This is a genomic window from Vibrio sp. 2096, assembly GCF_033339595.1.
Taxonomy (GTDB): Bacteria; Pseudomonadota; Gammaproteobacteria; order Enterobacterales; family Vibrionaceae; genus Vibrio; species Vibrio alginolyticus.
Map to the genome: position 1 here is coordinate 369541 of NZ_JAWOUX010000004.1, position 20761 is coordinate 390301.

Below are 20761 nucleotides of genomic sequence, written 5' to 3' on the forward strand. Positions count from 1 at the left end.
CTATATAAGACTCGGTGGAGAACTGACAATGGAAAAGCTGGCATTTAAGCCATGGGAAAGGGTCATATCCGACATTCGACTGGTGCCTAAAATGGTCATGTTGATGGTCTTCAGTACTGTCCTGATCGTGGCAAAACAACTGTGGGACGCAAACACTTTTTACGACTCACTTTTAGCGGCGACACAAAACGCGCAAGTTGCCCAACAGCATTATGAAGCATATTTAACGCAAGTTGCTTGGCAAACCGCCTTATTGATTGTGGTTTTTGTCGTGCTCTTATTAGCGGCGGCTAGAGTGATGTTGCGTCAAACACAGTATCTGAGCGACGCGATCAAACTGATGGCGAGCAAGAACCTCTCTGTTCCATTTGGTATGGATTGTAAAGATGAATACGGAGACGTGGCACGTGAATTAGAAAAGACACGTCGACAATTGCACGATGTTATTCAAATGCAAATTAATGCGTCTGATGAATTATCAACGCTCACCGAAGTCATGACGCTGAGCATGTCGGAAACGAAGGAATCGGCGCAAGAAGAGTTTAACGAAATTGATCAACTTGCTACGGCGATGAGTGAAATGTCGTCGACGGTCCAAACGGTTGCGGAACATGCCCAGACGGCATCTTCTCTAACAGAGCAAGCTTCCGCACAAGCAATTTCTGGTCAGCAGTTCTTGCAAAGTACAATGGCGAAAATGAGTGAACTTTCGTCGGATATCGCTTCATCGGCACAAGCGGTTAACCAAGTTGAAGAACGTGTTGAAGCCATTGGTAGCGTTGTAGGGACGATTCAAGGCATTTCTGAACAAACCAACCTGCTTGCACTGAATGCGGCGATTGAAGCGGCGCGAGCTGGCGAGGCTGGGCGGGGTTTTGCTGTGGTTGCAGATGAAGTTCGTAACCTTGCCCAACGTACACAACAAGCGACGGTAGAAATTCAAGAGATGATCGCACAGCTGCAAACCAGTGCTGAATCTGCGGTAGAACTCATGGAAAAAAGCGTTGTAGAAGCGGCAGATGGAAACGAGCTGGTTTCTAATGCTGGATCTGAGCTCGATGGTATTGTTGGGCAAGTGACGCAAATCAATGACATGAACTTCCAGATCGCGACGGCGTCTGGTCAGCAAAGCAGTGTTGCAGAAGAGATGAGCCAAAACCTCACCAATGTACGTGAGTTGGTGGAAGCCTCAGTTGTTGTCGTTACCGAGCTGCTAGAAACCTCTGAAATGATGCAAAATAATGCAGGTGAGCTAGACAAGAAGATCAAATCTTTCCAAGTTTAATATTCGATCCCGAACTTTTGATAAAACGCCCACAAACCTTTTGTGGGCGTTTTTATTTGCTTTCAGTCTGGTATAAAGAATGAGTTACCGTGCTTTTCAAACAAGGAAGAAAAATGCAGCTGCCTTCGCCACTGATTTCTATCGCTGAATCTGCCGTACAAAACGCCCAAGACGCAGGTTATTTTCCCCTTTGGCCCGATGAGGTTGCGCAGCAATTTCGTTATGTGGCGGGCTTAAGCCAATTTATAACCGAAGCCATTCATCGCGATGAAGTCCTAGCCCGTGAGTTGCCAAGTATGTTAGCGCAGCCAAGTCGTCAGGAGTCTTACCGCTCGCGTCTTGCTGAACTGTTGGAACAATGTCCTGATGAGATGTCTGGTCATCGCGTGTTGCGTCAGTTTCGCAATCGAGAAATGGTGTACATTGCGTGGAAGGATTTCACGCATGCATGGTCGCTAGAGACGTCTTTAAGCCACTTATCTGAGTTGGCAGAAGCGATGATTTTTGAAACCTATCAATGGCAATATCAAGTGTGTTGTCAGGAGTGGGGCACGCCAACAAGTGAGGACGGTGAAGTGCAGCCGATGTTAATTATCGGCATGGGGAAACTGGGTGGTGGCGAGTTAAACTTTTCTTCCGATATTGATCTAATTTTCACGTATCCAGAGAATGGCGAAACCCAAGGCGCACGCCGCAGCATTGCCAATGCCCAGTTCTTTACTCGTCTTGGTCAACGCATCATCAAAGCGCTCGACCAACAAACCTTCGATGGTTTTTGCTACCGCGTCGACATGCGACTTCGCCCATTTGGAGAAAGTGGCCCCTTGGTAATGAGCTATGCCGCACTTGAAGATTATTACCAAGAACAGGGGCGAGATTGGGAACGTTACGCGATGATCAAAGCTCGGGTGATGGGATGTGAGATGTACCCGCAGTATCAAGAGCTACGCCAAATGCTGCGCCCTTTTGTTTTTCGTCGTTATATTGATTTCAGTGCGATTCAATCTTTGCGACGAATGAAGTCGATGATCAGTAGCGAGGTTCGCCGCCGAGGGTTGAATAACAACATTAAGCTAGGTGCGGGTGGCATCCGAGAAATTGAATTTATCGCTCAAGTTTTTCAATTGATTCGAGGTGGTCGAGAGCCTTCTTTGCGTAATCGAGGGCTGTTGGAAACGCTGCAAGGCATTGAAGAACTGGCATTGCTTACTCCAAAAGAAGTCAGCGATCTAGAAGCTGCATACAAGTACTTGCGTCAATTAGAAAACTTGTTGCAAGCAATGGCGGATAAGCAAACCCAGACGCTGCCTGATTGCGAAACCGAACGCTTAAAGCTCGCCACTGCGATGAAAATGAGCTGTTGGGAGCAATTAATTGAGCAAACCCAGCAGCATATGGCAAATGTTCACCAAGTTTTTGAATCACTAATTGGTGATGATGAAGAAGACGAGGGGACTACTGTTGCTCGTCATTTTCATGAGCTATGGGATATGGCCGACAAACAAGACGTTCTTGAGCATATCTTGCAGCAGGATATTCAGATTGAAGACTTTGCTTCATGCGCGAAAACCATCATCAACTTTAAAACCGATCTGGCCAAAAAAACGTTAGGCCCACGTGGACGCGAAGTGCTCAACCGTTTGATGCCGAAAGTGTTTGATGCGGTCTTTGCCCATCCTGATGCACAGTTTGGTTTATCTCGTGTACTTCACTTGCTACACAACATCTGCACTCGCACAACTTACTTGGAATTATTGGATGAGCATCCAGCGGCTCTGGTGCAGCTCGTACGTTTGTGTACCGCAAGCCCAATGATTTCAGAGCAGCTGTCTCGTTATCCTATCTTGCTTGATGAGTTGATCGACCCTGCGCAGCTGTACAATCCCATTCCATTAGACAGTTACCGTACAGAGCTGCGTGATTATTTGGCACGTATTCCTGAAGATGATATGGAACAGCAAATGGAAGCGTTGCGTCAGTTTAAGCAAATTTGTATTTTGCGTATTGCAGCGGCAGATATTGCTGGCGCATTGCCAGTGATGAAAGTGAGTGACCATTTAACTTATTTAGCGGAAGCTATCGTGGATGCGGTGATCAGTCAGGCTTGGTTGCAAGTATCTGAAAAGTATGGCGAGCCAACGCATGTGAAAGATCGTGAAGGCAAAGGCTTTGCTGTAATTGGTTATGGTAAAGTCGGAGGGTGGGAGCTCGGCTATAACTCCGATTTGGATATTGTCTTCATGCATGACTGCCCAGTCAATGTCTACACTGACGGCAAAAAAGAGATTGATGGTCGTCAGTTCTACCTTCGTTTAGCACAGCGTATCATTCATATTTTCTCCACTCGCACCGCTTCCGGTATTTTATACGAGGTCGATACCCGATTGCGTCCGTCCGGTGCATCGGGTTTGTTGGTTAGCCCAACGGACGCGTTCGACGACTATCAACATCAAGACGCGTGGACATGGGAGCATCAAGCACTTGTCCGCGCGCGCATGATTTATGGTGATGAACCACTGGCGATCGCATTTCACAATACGCGGCATGATGTGTTGTGCAAAGCACGCGATCAAGCTGAACTGAAAAAAGACGTTGTCGAAATGAGAGAAAAAATGCGCGGTCATCTTGGGGGGAAAAAGCCAGGCCGCTTTATGCTCAAGCAAGATGTAGGTGGGATTACCGATATCGAATTTCTCGCTCAGTACCTAGTGCTCAACTATAGTCACGATAAGCCGAAATTGACGCGTTGGTGTGATAATGTGCGCATCTTTGAAACGCTCATTGCGCAAAATGTCATGGACGAAGACCAAGCAATGCAGTTGATACGTGCTTACACGACAATGCGCAACGAAATACACCGCCGAAATCTACTCAATTTAGACGCTGATGTGGTGGAAGATAAGTTTGTTGCCGAAAGGGAGTGGGTAAAACAGGCTTGGAATCAGTGGTTCAGTTAAGACCATATATTTAGCCTCGATAAGGGCTGTGATAAACTCACTTCGATTTAATTTTTGGAGACCAACAATGAAACCAATTCTACCTGATTACAACAGCGCTGGTGTGCTCATCATCGGTGATGTCATGCTAGATCGTTACTGGTATGGCCCAACCGGGCGCATTTCTCCTGAAGCGCCGGTTCCTGTTGTAAAAGTAGAAAACAATGAAGAGCGTCCTGGTGGTGCTGCGAACGTTGCGATGAACATCGCATCACTAGGTGGCCATGCTCACATTGTTGGTCTAACTGGGGAAGATGAGCCTGCAAAAGTGCTGACGGAGACGCTGAGCTCACTCAATGTGAAGTGCGATTTCGTTGCACTGCCTGATTACCCAACGATTACGAAGCTTCGCGTAATGAGCCGTGGACAACAGCTTATTCGTCTCGACTTCGAAGACAAGTTTGAAAACACAGATTCTGCACCAGTGTTATCTCGAATGGATGCCGCACTGCCAAACGTTAAAGCCGTGATTATGTCTGACTACGCAAAAGGCTCGTTAGAGCATGTTCAGGCATACATTCAAAAAGCGCGCGCAGCAAATATTCCGGTTTTCATTGACCCGAAAGGTGCGGATTTTGAACGCTACCGTGGCGCAACACTTCTTACGCCAAACATGAAAGAGTTCGAAGACGTTGTAGGTAAAGTGAAATCTGACCAAGAGCTAGTAGAGAAAGCATTGGCTTTGGTTGAAGAGTTTGAATTTGAAGCGCTTTTAGTGACACGCAGCGAAAACGGAATGACCTTGATTCGTCGTGGTCAGGAACCGTTCCACCTTCCAACTCAAGCGAAAGAAGTGTACGACGTGACAGGTGCGGGCGACACGGTTATCTCTGTATTGGCAGCGTCTGTTGCCGCAGGCAAATCATTTGAAGAAGCGTGTGCACTAGCAAACGCAGCGGCAGGTGTTGTAGTTGGTAAACTAGGCACGTCAACGCTTTCTGAGATTGAATTAGCAGAAGCGGTACATGGCAGCCAAGACACGGATTACGGTGTGATTTCAGAAAAAGCACTGATCGAAGCGGTGAAAAAAGCACGAGCTCGTGGCGAGAAAGTCGTTATGACAAATGGCTGCTTTGATATTCTGCACGCTGGGCATGTGTCTTACTTAAACCATGCTGCTGAACTGGGCGATCGCCTAATCGTTGCGGTAAATACCGATGAGTCAGTAAAACGCCTTAAAGGCCCTGGTCGTCCGGTAAACCCAACCGATCGCCGCATGGCGGTGTTGGCAGGTTTGGGCGCTGTGGATTGGGTTGTACCATTTAGTGAAGATACGCCGCAGCGTTTGATCTCAGAAGTTCTACCAAGCTTGCTAGTAAAAGGCGGTGACTACAAACCAGAAGAGATTGCTGGTGGTAAAGAAGTCATTGCGGCGGGTGGTGAAGTTCGTGTATTGAACTTTGAAGATGGCTGCTCGACCAGTGAAATCATTAATGCAATCAAAGGCGGTAAGGGCTAAGCCTGCTGTTTGTTAGCATTGAAATGCTATTTGCTCATAAAGGTCGCTAAGTGCGGCCTTTTTGATACTTGATGCTCAGAGACACTTTTAGGCTCTGAACTACAAGTAATAAAAAACGCCAGCTGATAACTCAACTGGCGTTTTTTATTTATTAAGACCTGAAGTATTCAGTTAGCGGTTATTTTGCCGCTTTCAAACCTGCATCAACGTCCAAGATGTCTTGTTCGCTTAGCGTACCAACTGCTTGGCGTAGCTGAAGAACACTTAAAATGTAGTCGTAACGAGCGTTCGATAGGTTTTTGTTCGCATCGTATAGACGACGAGTCGCGTCCAGTACATCAACGATAGTACGAGTACCTACATCAAAGCCAGCTTCTGTTGCTTCTAGTGCAGAGCGTGCAGAAATAACCGCTTGCTCATACGCACGTAATGCGCCGATAGAGGCGTTAATGTTGTTGTTTTGTGCGCGAACATCTTTGACTACGCTACGGTACTGTGCTTCAAGATCTTCGCTTGCTGCCACGTACGCGTATTCAGCTTGTTTGGTTTGAGAGGTTACGTTACCACCTGTGTATAGCGGTACAGCAAGGTTCACACCAATATTGAAGTTGTCTGTCGTGTTGTCACGAGAGCTATGAGAAGTATCACCGTAGTTGTAACCACCGTCTAGAGAGAGCGTTGGTAGGTGGCCAGAGCTTGCTAGTGAAATATTGTCACGCGCAATGTCTTGAAGAATACGTGATGATAGCAAGGTCAGGTTTTTGGTTTTTGCTTCATCAATGAGGGATTCAGCTGGTACGGTCGATGGGCTAGCAGTGAAGCGGCCAGTGTCCAAAATGTTGAGATCTTTGTGCTCTTGGCCTGTAATTTCACGCAGTGACTCGTAGCTATTAGTTAGCGCGTTTTCTGCCAACACTTCGTCCGCTAGCACTTGGTCGTACTGAGCTTGTGCGTCATGCACGTCAGTGATTGCAGACAAACCTACTTCAAAACGCTGTTTAGTTTGCTCAAGTTGACGGCCAACCGCGGCTTTTTCTGCACGTACGAAAACAAGATTATCTTGTGCGCGTAGAACTTCAAAATACGCTTGTGACACGCGAAGAATCAGTGCCTGTTGCGTCGCTGCGTAAGTTGCGTCTGCTTGGCGAGCACTTTTCTCAGCAGTATCTAGAGAGATCCAAGATGCGCGGTTGTAAAGTGCTTGTGAAAAGCTAACGCCAGCGGTTAGCGCGTTGCCATCGTTTGATACGTCGCTAATTAGATTTGAATCGTATTCAGTATCACCACGAGTTAAATTGTAACCCGCAGTAAGGTTGATCTGTGGTAATAGAGCACTACGGCTTGAGGTGATTGCTTCGAAAGCTTGGTCACGTTGTGCTGCTACACTGAGCAATTGTGGATCATTTTGTTTTGCCAAGTCGTAGATTTCAGCCAAAGAGTCTGCGAACGCAGACGTACTCATGCTACCTAGCGCTGCACTGATAAATAGTGGAAGCAATTTTTTCATTTTCTATTCCCGCGGTCCATAGATTGGTTAATTCTCAGTAGTTTAACTCAATTTGCACGATATTTACTCTAAAGTTTGCACTTTTTTACACGTAATTATCCACTTGTGCAATAAATTTTTAGCAAAGACTTAAATTAATTTGTAACTATTATACAAAAAGTTGAGCCAAGTCCTTTGAGCAAGCGAATAACAATGAGTAAACTACAGGATTCACTCAGAGAGGTGTTGAATGCAACAGCGTGACAAACAACAACAAGATTTTACTTCGCGAGATGTAAAAGTCATCTCGAAAGAAACCTTATTTGAAGGTTTTTTCAAAATGGTGAAATACCGCTTTCAGCATAGGCTATTTGCTGGTGGTTGGAGTGGAGTTGTCGAACGAGAAATGTTCGAGCGTGGTCACGCAGCAGCGATGCTTCCTTATGATCCAAAGACGGACCAGGTCGTAATCATTGAACAGATTCGTATTGGCGCGTTGGAACATGAACACCCTTGGCAGCTAGAAATTGTCGCCGGTATGATTGACCGCGATGAATCTGCTGAAGCCGTAATTCGTCGAGAGGCTGTCGAAGAAGCGGGGATTCAGGTAGGGCGCGTTGTACCTGTCACTTCTTATTATCCTTCGGCTGGTGGTTGCTCGGAAAAGCTAGACGTCTTTGTTGGTGAAGTGGATGCGTCTAAAGCGCACGGCATTCATGGTTTAGACTATGAGAATGAAGATATCCGAGTTCATGTCATGAGTCGTGAAACGGCGTATCAATGGGTGAAGGACGGGAAATTTGAAAATGGTGCGTCGATTATTGCGTTGCAATGGCTGCAATTACACCATCAAGAGTTAAAGTCAGAATGGGGACAATCCCAAACGGTGGAGAGTGAGTAATGGCACAATTGGCTGAAAAACAACAATATCATGTTGATTTAGCTGGTCTTATGAGAACGTATGAGACCAACTACGCTAAGTTGAACGCCTTATTGCCTGCTTCTGCCGAAGTTGGGGATGTACGTTGCTACCAAGCGGCGAACATGGTTTACCAATTGACCGTGAATGAAATCACAAAATACACCACAGTTGTTGAGATATGTCAGAGTGATGAAACGCCAGTGTTTCCTTTACCGACGATGTCTGTCAGGCTTTATCATGATGCGAGAGTAGCCGAAGTATGCTCAAGCGGAGAGTTCTCTCGCATAAAAGCTAAGTATGATTATCCCAATGACCAACTGATGCAGAAAGATGAAAAGCATCAATTAAACACATTCCTCGGTGAATGGCTGACGTTTTGTTTACGAAGTGGTATCAGTAGAACACCACTTGCCTTCAATTGATCGTCACGTCACTAAAGGAAAATAACAAATAACGATATAGTGGACGAATCAGGTTTTCATTTTGCAATCATCTAGTGACAGCATCAAACTTTTACAAATTACGGATACTCATCTGTTTGCTGCCGATGAGGGAAGTTTGCTAAGCGTAAAAACAGTCGATAGCTTTAATGCTGTTGTTGCTGATGTTTTACGCCGCAACGTGGCGTTTGATTACATCTTGGCGACGGGCGATATTTCCCAAGACCATAGTGCAGAATCTTATCAGCGCTTTGCCAACGGCATTGAACCGCTAGAGAAAGACTGCTTTTGGCTACCTGGTAATCATGATTACAAGCCTAATATGGGCAGTGTTTTGCCTTCGCCACAAATCAAAGCCGCAGAGCATGTGTTGCTTGGCGAGCATTGGCAGTTAATTCTTTTAGACTCGCAAGTTGTTGGCGTTCCTCATGGGCGCTTGAGTGATCAGCAATTAACGCTACTCGAAGAAAAGCTAGCCGAACACCCAGAAAGACACACACTTGTTTTGTTGCATCATCACCCGTTACTGGTGGGAAGCGCGTGGCTTGATCAACATACTTTAAAAGATGCCGAAGCGTTTTGGCAGGTTGTCGAGCGTTTTGATAACGTGAAAGGCATTCTCTGTGGTCATGTTCATCAAGATATGAATGTGCTTCACAAGGGCATTCGAGTGATGGCAGCACCCTCAACTTGTGTTCAGTTTAAGCCTAACTCGGATGATTTTGCCCTTGATACCACTTCGCCTGGTTGGCGGGAGCTGCAACTACACGCTTGTGGCGATATTACGACCCAAGTAGGTCGGCTTCCTGATGGCCAGTTCCAACCAGACTTCTCTTCTAACGGCTACTAACGCGCCCGAGCTCTCTGTTCGGGCTCGCTTTTTTGTGCGAGATATCTATGAGTAAACCTTCACTTCTTCTCTATATCCATGGCTTTAATAGCTCTCCACTCTCCATGAAAGCGAATGTGATGAGAGCCTACTGCGAGCAACATAGGTCTGATATCAAGGTGATTGTTCCCCAGTTACCTTGTTATCCTCAGCAAGCGGCGAAAATGTTGTTGGATATTATCGAGCAATATAAAGACGACTATAAAATTGGTCTAGTGGGCAGTTCATTAGGCGGTTTTATGTCAACGTGGCTAAATGACAAGTTTGGGTTTAAAGCGGTAGTGGTCAACCCCGCAGTCAAGCCTTATGAGTTGCTAGTAGATTATTTGGGTAAGCAAACTAACCCATATACGCATGAAACCTATACACTTGAAGCTTGTCATATTGACGAGTTAAAAGCTCTTGATGTACAAAGCATCGCGTCGCCACATTCTTTTTGGTTATTGCAACAAACAGAAGATGAGGTTTTAGACTATCGACAAGCGGTAGATAAGTTTGCAGACGCTAAGCAAACAGTAGAACAAGGCGGTGATCACAGTTTTGTAGGCTTTGAGCGTTATCCTGCACAGATTATCGAATTTCTAGAACTGTAATTCGAAAGCGATTGGAAAAGGCTCATAGTTTTTATTGATATATCCAACCGTTTCTTGACATGGGCGGTATGCTTTCCGACTATGTTTTGCCAAAAGATCTTAAGGGTCGAGGACCCTGGCTACTTTGTTATGCATCATGTTTACAAACTCTTAGTGATGTGAACAGGGTGGCTTTTTCGTTTCCTGAGTATGGGTACGCCCATTGGTGATACTCAGGCAACAAGTAAACTTTGAGAATAATTCCGTATTATGACTGAACAATATAATGCTGGTGCCATTGAAGTACTGAATGGCTTAGAGCCAGTACGTCGCCGACCAGGGATGTATACGGATACAGCGCGCCCAAACCATTTGGGCCAAGAAGTTATCGACAACAGTGTCGATGAAGCGCTAGCCGGACATGCCTCAAAAGTACAAGTCATCCTACATGCTGACCAATCACTCGAAGTGATCGATGATGGTCGAGGCATGCCTGTTGATATCCACCCAGAAGAGAAAGTATCAGGCGTAGAGCTAATTCTATGTAAGCTACATGCGGGTGGTAAGTTCTCTAACAAAAACTACCAATTCTCTGGTGGTTTGCACGGGGTAGGTATATCTGTAGTAAACGCGTTGTCAAAACGCGTTGAAGTAACAGTTCGTCGTGATGGTCAAGTGTATGAAATTGCATTTGAACACGGCGAGAAAGTGTCTGATCTGACCGTAACTGGCACATGTGGTCGTCGCAATCGCGGTACCAGCGTGCATTTCTGGCCTGATGCGAAGTACTTTGATTCGGCTAACTTCTCTGTGACGCGCTTAGTCAACAACCTGCGCGCAAAAGCGGTTTTGTGTCCGGGCTTAGAAATCACATTAACCGACAAAGTTAATGGCAAAGACTATAAGTGGTACTACGAAGATGGTTTGAAAGACTATCTTGCGGAAGGTGTAAAAGGCTATCCAGTTATTCCTGAAGAACCATTTACTGGTGAGTTCTTGGCGGATACCGAAGCGGCAAACTGGGCGGTAATTTGGCAGCCAGAAGGTGGTGAGATGATCACCGAAAGCTACGTTAACCTGATCCCAACCGCTCAAGGTGGTACGCACGTTAATGGTTTACGCCAAGGCTTGTTGGAAGCGATGCGCGAATTCTGTGAGTTCCGTAATCTATTACCGCGTGGCGTGAAGCTAACGGGTGATGACGTTTTCGACCGCTGTTCTTACGTGCTGTCGGTTAAGATTCAAGACCCGCAATTTGCAGGCCAGACCAAAGAACGTCTGTCTTCTCGTCAAACCGCGGCATTTGTCTCTGGCGTTGTAAAAGATGCGTTCAGTCTTTGGTTGAACGAAAAGCCTCAGCTCGCAGAGCAATTGGCAGAAGTCTGTATCGCTAACGCACACCGTCGTATGCGAGCAGCGAAAAAAGTCGTACGTAAGAAAGTGGCGTCCGGCCCAGCACTGCCAGGTAAGTTGACCGACTGTTCAGCACAGGACTTAAGTCGCACTGAAATCTTCTTTGTGGAGGGTGACTCTGCGGGTGGCTCGGCAAAACAGGCACGTGACCGTGAATTCCAAGCCGTGATGCCACTGCGTGGTAAGATCTTGAACACGTGGGAAGTCTCTGCCGATCAAGTTCTTGCGTCTCAAGAAGTACACGATATTTCTGTTGCTTTGGGTATTGACCCAGATAGCGACAACCTCGAGAGTCTTCGTTACGGTAAGATCTGTATCCTTGCCGATGCGGACTCGGATGGTCTTCACATCGCAACGCTGCTTTGTGCTCTATTTACTCGTCACTTCCGCGCACTAGTGGAAGCGGGCCATATCTATGTGGCGATGCCGCCTCTGTATCGAATCGACTGCGGGAAAGAAGTGTTCTACGCCCTCGATGACGATGAAAAAGATGGCATTTTAGAGCGCTTGTCGAAGAAGAAAGCCAAAATCAACGTGCAACGATTCAAAGGTCTGGGTGAGATGAACCCACTTCAGTTGCGTGAAACCACCATGGATCCGAACACGCGTCGCTTAGTGCAGTTAACCATTGACGACTCTACGGCGACCATGGAAATGATGGACATGCTGCTAGGTAAAAAGCGTGCAGATGACCGTCGTTCTTGGCTACAAAACAACGGCGACTTGGCAGAGGTGTAACGGATGTCTACAGAAATTACCTACGATGGCGTCGAACAATTGCCAATGCGCAAGTTCACTGAAGACGCTTATCTGAACTACTCGATGTACGTAATCATGGACCGCGCCTTGCCATACATTGGTGATGGCTTAAAGCCGGTTCAACGACGCATCATTTATGCGATGTCAGAGCTTGGTCTCTCTGCATCAGCAAAATACAAAAAATCTGCACGTACCGTTGGTGACGTGCTAGGTAAATACCATCCGCACGGTGATTCAGCGTGTTACGAAGCGATGGTATTGATGGCTCAGCCATTCTCTTACCGCTATCCATTAGTGGATGGTCAAGGTAACTGGGGTGCGCCAGATGATCCGAAATCATTTGCGGCAATGCGTTATACCGAAGCAAAACTGTCTAAGTTTGCTGAAGTATTGCTTGGCGAACTTGGCCAGGGCACGGTTGAATGGCAACCTAACTTTGATGGCACAATGAAAGAGCCACAAATGTTGCCAGCACGTCTGCCTCACATCCTGCTTAACGGTGTAACCGGCATTGCCGTTGGTATGGCAACAGACATCCCACCGCACAACGTTCGTGAAATCGCAGATGCGACTATTCATTTGATCGACAACCCGAAAGCAGAACTGCCGGACGTGATGCAGTATGTCAAAGGTCCAGATTACCCAACAGAAGCAGAAATTATCTCGCCGCAAGCGGATATCGAGAAGATTTACCGCAACGGTCGTGGCAGCATCAAAATGCGCGCGGTTTGGCATAAAGAAGGTTCTGATATTGTTATCACTTCTTTGCCTCACCAAGTATCGGGTGCCAAACTGCTTGAGCAAATCGCTAACCAGATGCGTGCGAAGAAGCTGCCAATGGTTGACGATCTTCGTGACGAATCGGATCACGAGAACCCAACGCGTATCGTTGTGGTGCCTAAGTCAAACCGCGTCGATTGTGACTTGTTGATGAACCACTTGTTCGCATCAACGGATCTTGAGCGCAGTTACCGCGTTAACTTGAACATGATTGGTTTGGATAACCGTCCTCAAGTTAAAGGTCTGGTGCAAATTCTGTCTGAGTGGATCGAGTTCCGTCGTACGACTGTGCGTCGTCGTCTACAACATCGCCTAGACAAAGTAATGGCTCGTCTACACATCTTGGAAGGTTTGTTGGTTGCTTACCTCAACCTAGATGAAGTGATTGAGATCATCCGTACTGAAGACGATCCAAAAGCGGTGCTGATGGAACGCTTTGGTATTACCGATATCCAAGCGGATGCAATTTTAGATACCAAACTTCGTCATCTAGCAAAACTAGAAGAGATGAAGATCCGTGGTGAGCAAGACGAGCTAGAGAAAGAGCGTGAGAAGCTAGAACAGCTACTCGGTTCTGAGCGTCGTCTGAACACACTACTGAAAAAAGAAATCAAAGCAGACGCAGAGAAATACGGTGATGACCGTCGCTCTCCAATGGTTGAGCGTGCAGAAGCAAAAGCGCTGACTGAACGTGACCTCGTACCAAGTGAGCCAATCACGGTTGTGCTTTCTGAGAAAGGTTGGATTCGTCACGCGAAAGGCCATGACGTGGATGCCGAAGGCTTAAACTATAAGTCGGGTGATAAGTATTTAGCGCATGCTCGAGGTAAGAGTAATCAGCCTGCGGTATTCCTAGGTAGTGACGGTCGAAGTTACTCTCTGGAATCGCACTCACTGCCTTCTGCTCGTAGTCAAGGTGAGCCGATTACCGGTCGCTTGAATATTACGGCTGGTAGCAGTATTCGCCAAGTCATCATGAGTGAAGAAGATCAGCTGTGGCTGGTGGGTTCAGATGCAGGTTACGGCTTTGTATGTAAAGGCGCGGACTTGCTGTCTAAAAACCGCAGTGGTAAAGCGCTCGTCACTTTACCTGCCAACTCTGAGATCATGACGCCAAAAGAGATTGAAGATTTAGACTCTGATGAAATCTTAGCAATCACTAACCAAGGTCGCATGCTGCTGTTCCCAATCAAAGACTTGCCACAACTGGCGAAAGGTAAAGGGAATAAGATCATCAACATTCCTGCTGCTAAAGCAAAAGAGCGAGAAGAAGTACTATCTCACTTAATGTCTTTACCAAAAGGTGCATCGTTAACGCTGTACGCGGGTAAGCGAAAGTTGGGTCTTAAACCGTCTGACCTTGATAACTTCCGTGGCGAACGTGGTCGCCGAGGTGGGTTATTACCGAGAGGTTTGCAGCGAGTCACTCGCATTGAAGTTGAGCTGGATGATTCCGATACGACGGAAACACCGAGCGATAGCGAGTAACGCACAAATAAAAATCCCAGCCAATGGCTGGGATTTTTTATGCTTCTTGCTTGTCTTCGGCAATGGTGACTTTCAAGGTCATCTCTTTTCCTTTGCGAATGATACCGACGTCCACGGTGGTGCCAGGACGTAAATCGGTGACGATATCCATAACGCTCTGACGCCCTTGCACTTTATTGCCATCAATACTGATAATGATGTCCTGCTTTTGGAAGCCTGCCGCATTGGCTGGACCATTTGGATCAATACCAAGTACGACAATACCACCTATGTGTTCATTTCCAAGCAGGCGAGCAGTGACCGCATTAATGTCTTGGCCGTCGATTCCAATATAACCACGAATCACGCGGCCATCAGCGATGATTTTCTGCATGATCTTACTGGCTAGCGGCGCAGGGATCGCAAAAGAAATACCGTAAGTTTCTAAGTCTGTCGCTTGCTGAAAAGAGGCGGTGTTAATGCCGACGAGCTCGCCTTGTGTGTTCACTAGGGCTCCACCAGAGTTACCTTCATTGATGGCGGCATCGGTTTGAATGAATGCTTGACGACCATCGCTAATAGATGAACGACCTGTGGCAGAAATAATGCCGAACGTTGTGGTTTGTCCAAGGTTGTATGGGTTACCGATGGCTAGTACTACATCGCCCACTTGTGGTTTGTAATTAGAGTTCAGAGGGATTACGGGCAAATTCGAACCTTCGACACGCAGCACGGCTATATCAGTACGTTTATCTGTCCCTACGAGCTGAGCCGCTGCGGCTCTGCCGTCTTGTAATGCCACAACAATTTGATCAGCTTGAGCAACCACATGATAGTTAGTAATGATGTAGCCTTTCTCACTAACAATGACACCTGACCCCAGACCTTGAGTCGAGAGTTTACTGCGATCATTCTCAACATACTTACGGCTGTAGATGTTTACCACTGCAGGCGCTGCTCTTCGGACCGCTTGATTAAACGTCAACTCGACTGATGCGATATTAACAGGTTGAGGATCAAGCGCGGCAGGAATTACGTTGTTGCGCAAAGATGGAACCGCCAGTAATACCACTGCGGCAGTAGCCAAGCCTAAAAAGACAGAACGTAATAAAAAGCTGAGCATATCCTCTCCATGCGTGAGCGCCAAAATGGCATCGAAGATGAAGAATAGCATTACATTGAAAAATAACAAAAGGGCAGTACGTCATCGCGCTGCCCTTTTCATTAGTTATTGAGCGATAAGGAAAAGTGATCGAGCCTTATCACTCAGTACTATGCATCGAAAACCTTATTTCCTATCACGTTGAAAGTGGTTAACGAATGACAAGATAAATAGTACGTTCACCACGTTGAATATTAAGAGCCAGTACACCTTTGTGTTTCTCTACGATTGTACGAAGCTCGGCAAGGTTTTTCACTCGTTGACGGTTCACACCGATAATAATGTCACCTTGTTGTAATTGATATTGAGCCGCTGGAGAGTTATCTGCAACGCTCGATACTTTAACACCTTGGATTACATCACTTGGTGTTGTATTGCTTAACTCCGCACCTTTGAGTCCCTCATGTAATGTCTCCGCTTTAGCTTTCATATTCGTAGATTCGCCAAGCGTTACATCAAAGGTTTTATTCTTACCATCTCGAACCACACCTAATGTGATTTCTTTACCTGCGCCCAGTGTTGCCACTTTTGCGCGGAGCTCTGAGAAAGTATTAATCGCTTTGCCGTTCACCGATACAATTACGTCACCGGCTTTTAACCCTGCTTTATCGGCTGCGCTGTCCGGTACGACTTGACCAATAAAGGCCCCTTTACTTGACTCGTAACCCAATGCATCAGCTAGCTCAGAGGTTACTTCGCCACCTTGCACACCCAACATGCCGCGTTTGACTTCACCAAACTCTAGAATTTGATCAGTGAGGTTTTTCATCATGTTTGATGGAATCGCAAAGCCAATACCCACATTACCGCCGTTAGGGCCTAAAATCGCAGTATTAATACCGATCAGCTCACCATTAAGGTTGACCAATGCACCACCAGAGTTACCGCTGTTAATTGCGGCATCGGTTTGGATGAAGTTTTCGAAGTTTTCAACGTTTAAGCCACTACGACCAAGGGCTGAAACAATACCCGAAGTTACGGTTTGACCGAGTCCAAATGGGTTACCAATCGCAACCGTAAAGTCACCGACACGCAGTTTGTCGGAATCCGCGACTTTAATCTGCGTTAAGTTTTTCGCTTTCTCTAATTTAAGTAACGCAACATCGGCCATTTCATCACCGCCAACGAGCGTAGCGTCATACTCGCGCCCGTCAAAGAGGCGAACTCGAATCTCATCTGCCCCCTTGATCACGTGGTAGTTAGTGACAATATGGCCTTTCTTCGCATCAATAATGACACCAGACCCTAAACCTCTGAACGGGCGCTCTCGCCTTTGTTCCATAGGAAAGTCTGGGCCAAAGAAAAATTGAAATTGCTCGGGAATGCGGCTGGTTTGTACTTGTTTACCTTCTACAGCAATACTCACAACAGCTGGGGTCACCTTCTCAAGCATTGGTGCCAAGCTAGGTAACTGTTGGCCATCCACATTCAAAGGTAATGCGGCAGTGGCTTGAACTGGGGCAATAATCGAACCCAAACTCAGAGATAGAACGGTGAGCGCAAGCAGTGGTTTTTTCATCCAATAACTCCTCTTGAAACATGTCTGCCAAAAAGAAAGATCCGAACGGTTAGTTCACTTTGTTAATAACTAATATAGGGTCTAGTTCGGACAATCAAAAGGGGAGGCAGTGCACACCCAAGTTAGAGCGAAGGTGAGGTGAAAAAGTTCAAAAAAGGGCCGATACAAATGTATCGGCCCTAGATAGAAGTAAGAGAGGATTATGATGCTTTTGCGGTTACCGCTTCGGGAGCATTAATGATTTCTTTCTCTTGATCCTTCAAAAGACCGGTGGCGCCATTAGCGTAGTCTTTTGGTTGTTCGTTAAACTCTGGTTGATCTTCTGCAATGGTTTCAGACGACATTGCCGTTTTCTTATCAAACGGGTTGTCTTGTTCTGGTAAGTTTGGCAAAAGCTCAGAAGAGGTCTTGGCCATATGTTGGTATAGCTTGGTGTAATCTTTACCTAGGGTGTCCAACATTTCTGCGGTTTGTGCAAAGTGATCGACGAGCTCTTGACGTTGTTGCTCTAATTCAAACTTGGCCGCTTCAAGTTCTTTCTGCACAGACTTTTGTTTTTTGTATTCAGGGGTGGTTAGTCTACTAATGACTACGCCTACGATTGTACCGACCAGCAAACCCACAATGGCATAAATCCAAGGCATAACTGCTCCTTATAGTTGTTTTAACAAGTCTTTTACTACTTAGTTACACGCGGTGCTCGTCCATGTTACTATGGCTTGAACAGCCGATAAAGAAAAATAGCAGTATGTCTTCGGGGACTGATAACTACTTCTCTCTATTCTCAAAGTTGACCCCGAGGTAACCCTTTTCTCTATACCTCTATACGACTTAATACGATGACACCACTACAACAATATCAAAAAGACATAGCAGAACACGGGTTTCAGCGTGATGAAGCTCAGTATCAAGCGGTCGTTGCATTAGACAAGCTTTACCATGCTATCGTTGAATTTCAGTCAGCGCCTGTGCCTCAGCTTTCCAAATGGCAAAAGCTAATGGGGAAAAAAATCGACAAGCCTGAACCACCAAAAGGCCTTTACTTTTGGGGGGGCGTAGGTCGCGGTAAAACCTACCTTATGGATGCATTTTTTGATGCTTTACCGACCCAAAGAAAAATGCGCGTCCACTTCCATCGATTTATGTATCGAGTACATGATGAGTTGAAGCTGTTAGGTGATGTCGAAAATCCGCTATCAAAAGTGGCGGATAAATTTAAAGAAGAAGCCGATGTGGTTTGCTTTGATGAATTTTTTGTTTCCGACATTACTGATGCGATGATCCTTGCAACGCTACTTCAAGAAATGTTCAAGCGGCAGATGATCCTAGTCGCGACTTCAAACATTGAGCCGCAGAACTTATATCGTAACGGTTTGCAAAGAGCGCGCTTTTTGCCCGCGATCGATATGATTTTGGCGCGTTGTGAAGTGTTGAATGTCGATAGTGGCGTTGATTATCGCTTAAGAACGTTAGAACAGGCTGAAATATACCATTACCCGCTTGATGAGCAGGCTAGCATAAACCTTAACAAATATTATCAGCAGCTGACTGGAGAGCGTCAGTTTGTTGCTCATCAAATCGAAGTTAACCACCGTCAACTAGCGGTGATTGAAGCAAGCGACGGGGTGCTGCATGCGTCGTTTGCTCAGTTGTGTCAAACTGCTCGCAGTCAAAATGACTACATTGAATTGTCTCGTATTTACCACACGGTATTACTGGCAGATGTTCAACAAATGAACCGAAAAATCGATGATGCGGCGAGACGCTTTATCGCGCTGGTCGATGAGTTTTACGAGCGCAATGTTAAGTTGATTATTTCTGCTGAAGTGCCAATGGCCGACTTATATACTGATGGGCAGTTAGAGTTCGAATTTAAGCGCTGTTTGTCTCGGCTTACTGAGATGCAAAGTCATGAGTATCTCGCGCGTGAACATTTGGCCTAGATCCAATGGGTTCTTAAAAAAGTGAAGAAAAAATTAGTGATTTGGCGCAAAAAAAGGTGATTTTTTCTTCGCTCTTCTCTATAATCCTCCGACCCACCGTTACTGCAGACCTGATTATCGAAGTTATTTCGAAATTGAAGGTCGAGAGTACCAACGACTCGAAGGGGTGATGACTGGGCTCTTAGACAGTGTGGGAGCACTATTGGGTGTTCCTTTAAAGTTTAAAATTTAATTAACGGGTTATTGTTAGCATGAAAACTTTCGTTGCTAAACCAGAAACTGTAAAACGCGACTGGTACGTTGTAGACGCTGAAGGTAAAACTCTTGGCCGTCTAGCAAGTGAAATTGCATCTCGCCTACGTGGCAAACATAAAGCTGAATACACTCCTCACGTTGACACTGGTGATTACATCATCGTTATCAACGCTGAGAAAGTTGCTGTAACTGGTAACAAAGCTAAGAACAAAGTGTACTACCGTCACTCTGAATTCCCAGGTGGTCTAAAATCTATCACTTTTGAAAAGTTGATCGATCGTAAACCTGAGATGGCTCTTGAGCTTGCAGTTAAAGGCATGCTTCCACGTGGTCCTCTAGGCCGTGCTATGTACCGTAAGCTAAAAGTTTACGCGGGCGCTGAGCACAACCATGTTGCTCAACAACCACAAGTACTAGACATCTAATTGGGGATTTCGAAAATGGCAGAGAATCAATACTACGGCACTGGCCGTCGCAAAAGCTCAGCTGCACGTGTTTTCATTAAACCAGGCAGCGGTAACATTGTAGTAAACAAGCGTAACCTTGACGAATACTTCGGTCGTCCAACAGCACGTATGGTTGTACAACAACCTCTAGAGCTAGTTGAACTAACTGAAAAGCTAGACCTTTACGTAACAGTTAAAGGCGGCGGTATTTCTGGTCAAGCTGGTGCTATCCGTCACGGTATCACTCGCGCGCTTATGGAATACGATGAGTCTCTACGTCCTGCTCTACGCGCAGCTGGCTACGTTACTCGTGACGCTCGTTGCGTTGAACGTAAGAAAGTTGGTCTACGTAAAGCACGTCGTCGTCCACAGTTCTCTAAGCGTTAATTTCCTCTTATCGGGAATTATGCTTTTCAGAGTTACTCTGGAAACTGTGTACCAAAAGCTCGGCTCTATGCCGGGCTTTTTTGTATTTAAAAACATCATACTTGTCTTCAAGCAACGAACAGCCTTCACTTATCATCACACTCCGAGCAGACCTTCTTATTCGTCCTCTTCGTCGAAAGGTTGCCAGTGCCGTTTTATATGTGTGCCTTATTTAACCGCGACTCACCACGCTTTCTCTTGCGATGCAGCATAGATGTATTCATCAACAAGAATGTCTTTGTATCTTATTCTTCCTGTAACATGTTTTAAAATGACTTACGTTCCTTTTTGAGCATTCTGCGTGCTACAAAATTGAAAATATAAACACAGTAAGCTGAACGCGTAATACGAAATATTTCTCTGTGTAATTAACTGAAAACTACCAAGATAAAAGGTTTTATCCGCTTTCAGCGGGGCTTCTATGTGGTGCTTTCTTGTTACAAATCACATCAATTTTTTATAATTCTGCCGCTTTTGTGACGACGCGAGCGATTTGCCTCACAAATGTTACAAAAAGGTAGCTTTATCTTGTCAAAAAGTAG

16 protein-coding genes are annotated in these 20761 nt (G+C 46.0%); 12 read left to right on the forward strand and 4 right to left on the reverse strand.

Annotated features, from left to right (window positions below):
• Window positions 1-28: 28 nt before the first annotated feature.
• From R7Q41_RS10515 to hldE, 3 genes are all read left to right on the forward strand, one after another.
• Complete coding sequence (locus R7Q41_RS10515) at window positions 29-1285, forward strand: methyl-accepting chemotaxis protein (RefSeq protein ID WP_005379890.1); 1257 nt, start codon at window positions 29-31, stop codon at window positions 1283-1285.
• A 113-nt stretch (window positions 1286-1398) separates the two neighbouring features.
• A complete protein-coding gene (glnE, locus tag R7Q41_RS10520; protein ID WP_213885742.1) occupies window positions 1399-4242 on the forward strand; it encodes a bifunctional [glutamate--ammonia ligase]-adenylyl-L-tyrosine phosphorylase/[glutamate--ammonia-ligase] adenylyltransferase in 2844 nt (947 codons plus the stop codon).
• A 67-nt stretch (window positions 4243-4309) separates the two neighbouring features.
• The gene (gene hldE, locus R7Q41_RS10525; protein ID WP_017633601.1) at window positions 4310-5740 is read left to right on the forward strand and encodes a bifunctional D-glycero-beta-D-manno-heptose-7-phosphate kinase/D-glycero-beta-D-manno-heptose 1-phosphate adenylyltransferase HldE; all 1431 of its coding nucleotides are present in this window, start codon (window positions 4310-4312) and stop codon (window positions 5738-5740) included.
• 178 nt (window positions 5741-5918) lie between these two features.
• On the opposite strand, the gene tolC is transcribed toward hldE, so the two are convergent.
• Window positions 5919-7247 carry an outer membrane channel protein TolC gene (gene tolC, locus R7Q41_RS10530; protein WP_005379884.1) on the reverse strand — a complete coding sequence of 443 codons (1329 nt, stop codon included), beginning with the start codon at window positions 7245-7247 and terminating at the stop codon, window positions 5919-5921.
• A 229-nt stretch (window positions 7248-7476) separates the two neighbouring features.
• On the opposite strand from tolC, the gene nudF reads away from it, so the two are divergent.
• The 6 genes from nudF to parC all read left to right on the forward strand — a co-directional run bounded on the left by nudF (window position 7477) and on the right by parC (window position 14489).
• The gene (gene nudF / locus R7Q41_RS10535; RefSeq protein ID WP_017820247.1) at window positions 7477-8127 is read left to right on the forward strand and encodes an ADP-ribose diphosphatase; all 651 of its coding nucleotides are present in this window, start codon (window positions 7477-7479) and stop codon (window positions 8125-8127) included.
• Entirely contained in the window at window positions 8127-8570 is a 444-nt protein-coding gene (locus R7Q41_RS10540; RefSeq protein WP_017633603.1) for a DUF1249 family protein, read from the forward strand. Before nudF ends, R7Q41_RS10540 begins: the two co-directional genes overlap by 1 nt.
• Window positions 8571-8631: 61 nt before the next feature.
• Window positions 8632-9438 carry a 3',5'-cyclic-AMP phosphodiesterase gene (gene cpdA, locus R7Q41_RS10545; RefSeq protein WP_213965524.1) on the forward strand — a complete coding sequence of 269 codons (807 nt, stop codon included), beginning with the start codon at window positions 8632-8634 and terminating at the stop codon, window positions 9436-9438.
• A 47-nt stretch (window positions 9439-9485) separates the two neighbouring features.
• Complete coding sequence (gene yqiA / locus R7Q41_RS10550; protein ID WP_005379875.1) at window positions 9486-10070, forward strand: esterase YqiA; 585 nt, start codon at window positions 9486-9488, stop codon at window positions 10068-10070.
• A 249-nt stretch (window positions 10071-10319) separates the two neighbouring features.
• Complete coding sequence (parE, locus tag R7Q41_RS10555) at window positions 10320-12200, forward strand: DNA topoisomerase IV subunit B (RefSeq protein ID WP_005387417.1); 1881 nt, start codon at window positions 10320-10322, stop codon at window positions 12198-12200.
• 3 nt (window positions 12201-12203) lie between these two features.
• Window positions 12204-14489, forward strand: a complete 2286-nt coding sequence (parC, locus tag R7Q41_RS10560; RefSeq protein ID WP_017633605.1) for a DNA topoisomerase IV subunit A — start codon at window positions 12204-12206, stop codon at window positions 14487-14489.
• A 37-nt stretch (window positions 14490-14526) separates the two neighbouring features.
• Here the strand turns inward: parC and degS are convergent, their stop codons facing one another.
• The 3 genes from degS to zapG form a co-directional block, all read right to left on the reverse strand.
• The gene (degS, locus tag R7Q41_RS10565) at window positions 14527-15591 is read right to left on the reverse strand and encodes an outer membrane-stress sensor serine endopeptidase DegS (RefSeq protein WP_017633606.1); all 1065 of its coding nucleotides are present in this window, start codon (window positions 15589-15591) and stop codon (window positions 14527-14529) included.
• A 190-nt stretch (window positions 15592-15781) separates the two neighbouring features.
• Window positions 15782-17149 (reverse strand): Do family serine endopeptidase, encoded by a 1368-nt coding sequence (locus tag R7Q41_RS10570; RefSeq protein ID WP_025768400.1) that lies wholly within the window; start codon window positions 17147-17149, stop codon window positions 15782-15784.
• 200 nt (window positions 17150-17349) lie between these two features.
• On the reverse strand, window positions 17350-17793 hold the full coding sequence (gene zapG / locus R7Q41_RS10575; protein WP_005379861.1) for a Z-ring associated protein ZapG: 444 nt from the start codon (window positions 17791-17793) through the stop codon (window positions 17350-17352).
• 195 nt (window positions 17794-17988) lie between these two features.
• On the opposite strand from zapG, the gene zapE reads away from it, so the two are divergent.
• The 3 genes from zapE (at window position 17989) to rpsI (ending at window position 20180) form a co-directional block, all read left to right on the forward strand.
• Entirely contained in the window at window positions 17989-19092 is a 1104-nt protein-coding gene (gene zapE / locus R7Q41_RS10580; protein WP_005387411.1) for a cell division protein ZapE, read from the forward strand.
• Between the two features lie 251 nt (window positions 19093-19343).
• The gene (rplM, locus tag R7Q41_RS10585; RefSeq protein ID WP_005372872.1) at window positions 19344-19772 is read left to right on the forward strand and encodes a 50S ribosomal protein L13; all 429 of its coding nucleotides are present in this window, start codon (window positions 19344-19346) and stop codon (window positions 19770-19772) included.
• Between the two features lie 15 nt (window positions 19773-19787).
• Complete coding sequence (gene rpsI / locus R7Q41_RS10590; RefSeq protein ID WP_005372876.1) at window positions 19788-20180, forward strand: 30S ribosomal protein S9; 393 nt, start codon at window positions 19788-19790, stop codon at window positions 20178-20180.
• Window positions 20181-20761: the final 581 nt, after the last annotated feature.

Excerpts from the sequence above, each read along its gene's own strand:
- zapE (WP_005387411.1), top strand. The coding sequence starts at position 17,989 with ATGACACCACTACAACAATATCAAAAAGACATAGCAGAACACGGGTTT.
- R7Q41_RS10570 (WP_025768400.1), bottom strand. The coding sequence starts at position 17,149 with ATGAAAAAACCACTGCTTGCGCTCACCGTTCTATCTCTGAGTTTGGGT.
- yqiA (WP_005379875.1), top strand. The coding sequence starts at position 9,486 with ATGAGTAAACCTTCACTTCTTCTCTATATCCATGGCTTTAATAGCTCT.
- degS (WP_017633606.1), bottom strand. The coding sequence starts at position 15,591 with ATGCTCAGCTTTTTATTACGTTCTGTCTTTTTAGGCTTGGCTACTGCC.
- rplM (WP_005372872.1), top strand. The coding sequence starts at position 19,344 with ATGAAAACTTTCGTTGCTAAACCAGAAACTGTAAAACGCGACTGGTAC.
- glnE (WP_213885742.1), top strand. The coding sequence starts at position 1,399 with ATGCAGCTGCCTTCGCCACTGATTTCTATCGCTGAATCTGCCGTACAA.
- tolC (WP_005379884.1), bottom strand. The coding sequence starts at position 7,247 with ATGAAAAAATTGCTTCCACTATTTATCAGTGCAGCGCTAGGTAGCATG.
- nudF (WP_017820247.1), top strand. The coding sequence starts at position 7,477 with ATGCAACAGCGTGACAAACAACAACAAGATTTTACTTCGCGAGATGTA.
- zapG (WP_005379861.1), bottom strand. The coding sequence starts at position 17,793 with ATGCCTTGGATTTATGCCATTGTGGGTTTGCTGGTCGGTACAATCGTA.
- R7Q41_RS10540 (WP_017633603.1), top strand. The coding sequence starts at position 8,127 with ATGGCACAATTGGCTGAAAAACAACAATATCATGTTGATTTAGCTGGT.
- parE (WP_005387417.1), top strand. The coding sequence starts at position 10,320 with ATGACTGAACAATATAATGCTGGTGCCATTGAAGTACTGAATGGCTTA.
- R7Q41_RS10515 (WP_005379890.1), top strand. The coding sequence starts at position 29 with ATGGAAAAGCTGGCATTTAAGCCATGGGAAAGGGTCATATCCGACATT.
- hldE (WP_017633601.1), top strand. The coding sequence starts at position 4,310 with ATGAAACCAATTCTACCTGATTACAACAGCGCTGGTGTGCTCATCATC.
- parC (WP_017633605.1), top strand. The coding sequence starts at position 12,204 with ATGTCTACAGAAATTACCTACGATGGCGTCGAACAATTGCCAATGCGC.
- rpsI (WP_005372876.1), top strand. The coding sequence starts at position 19,788 with ATGGCAGAGAATCAATACTACGGCACTGGCCGTCGCAAAAGCTCAGCT.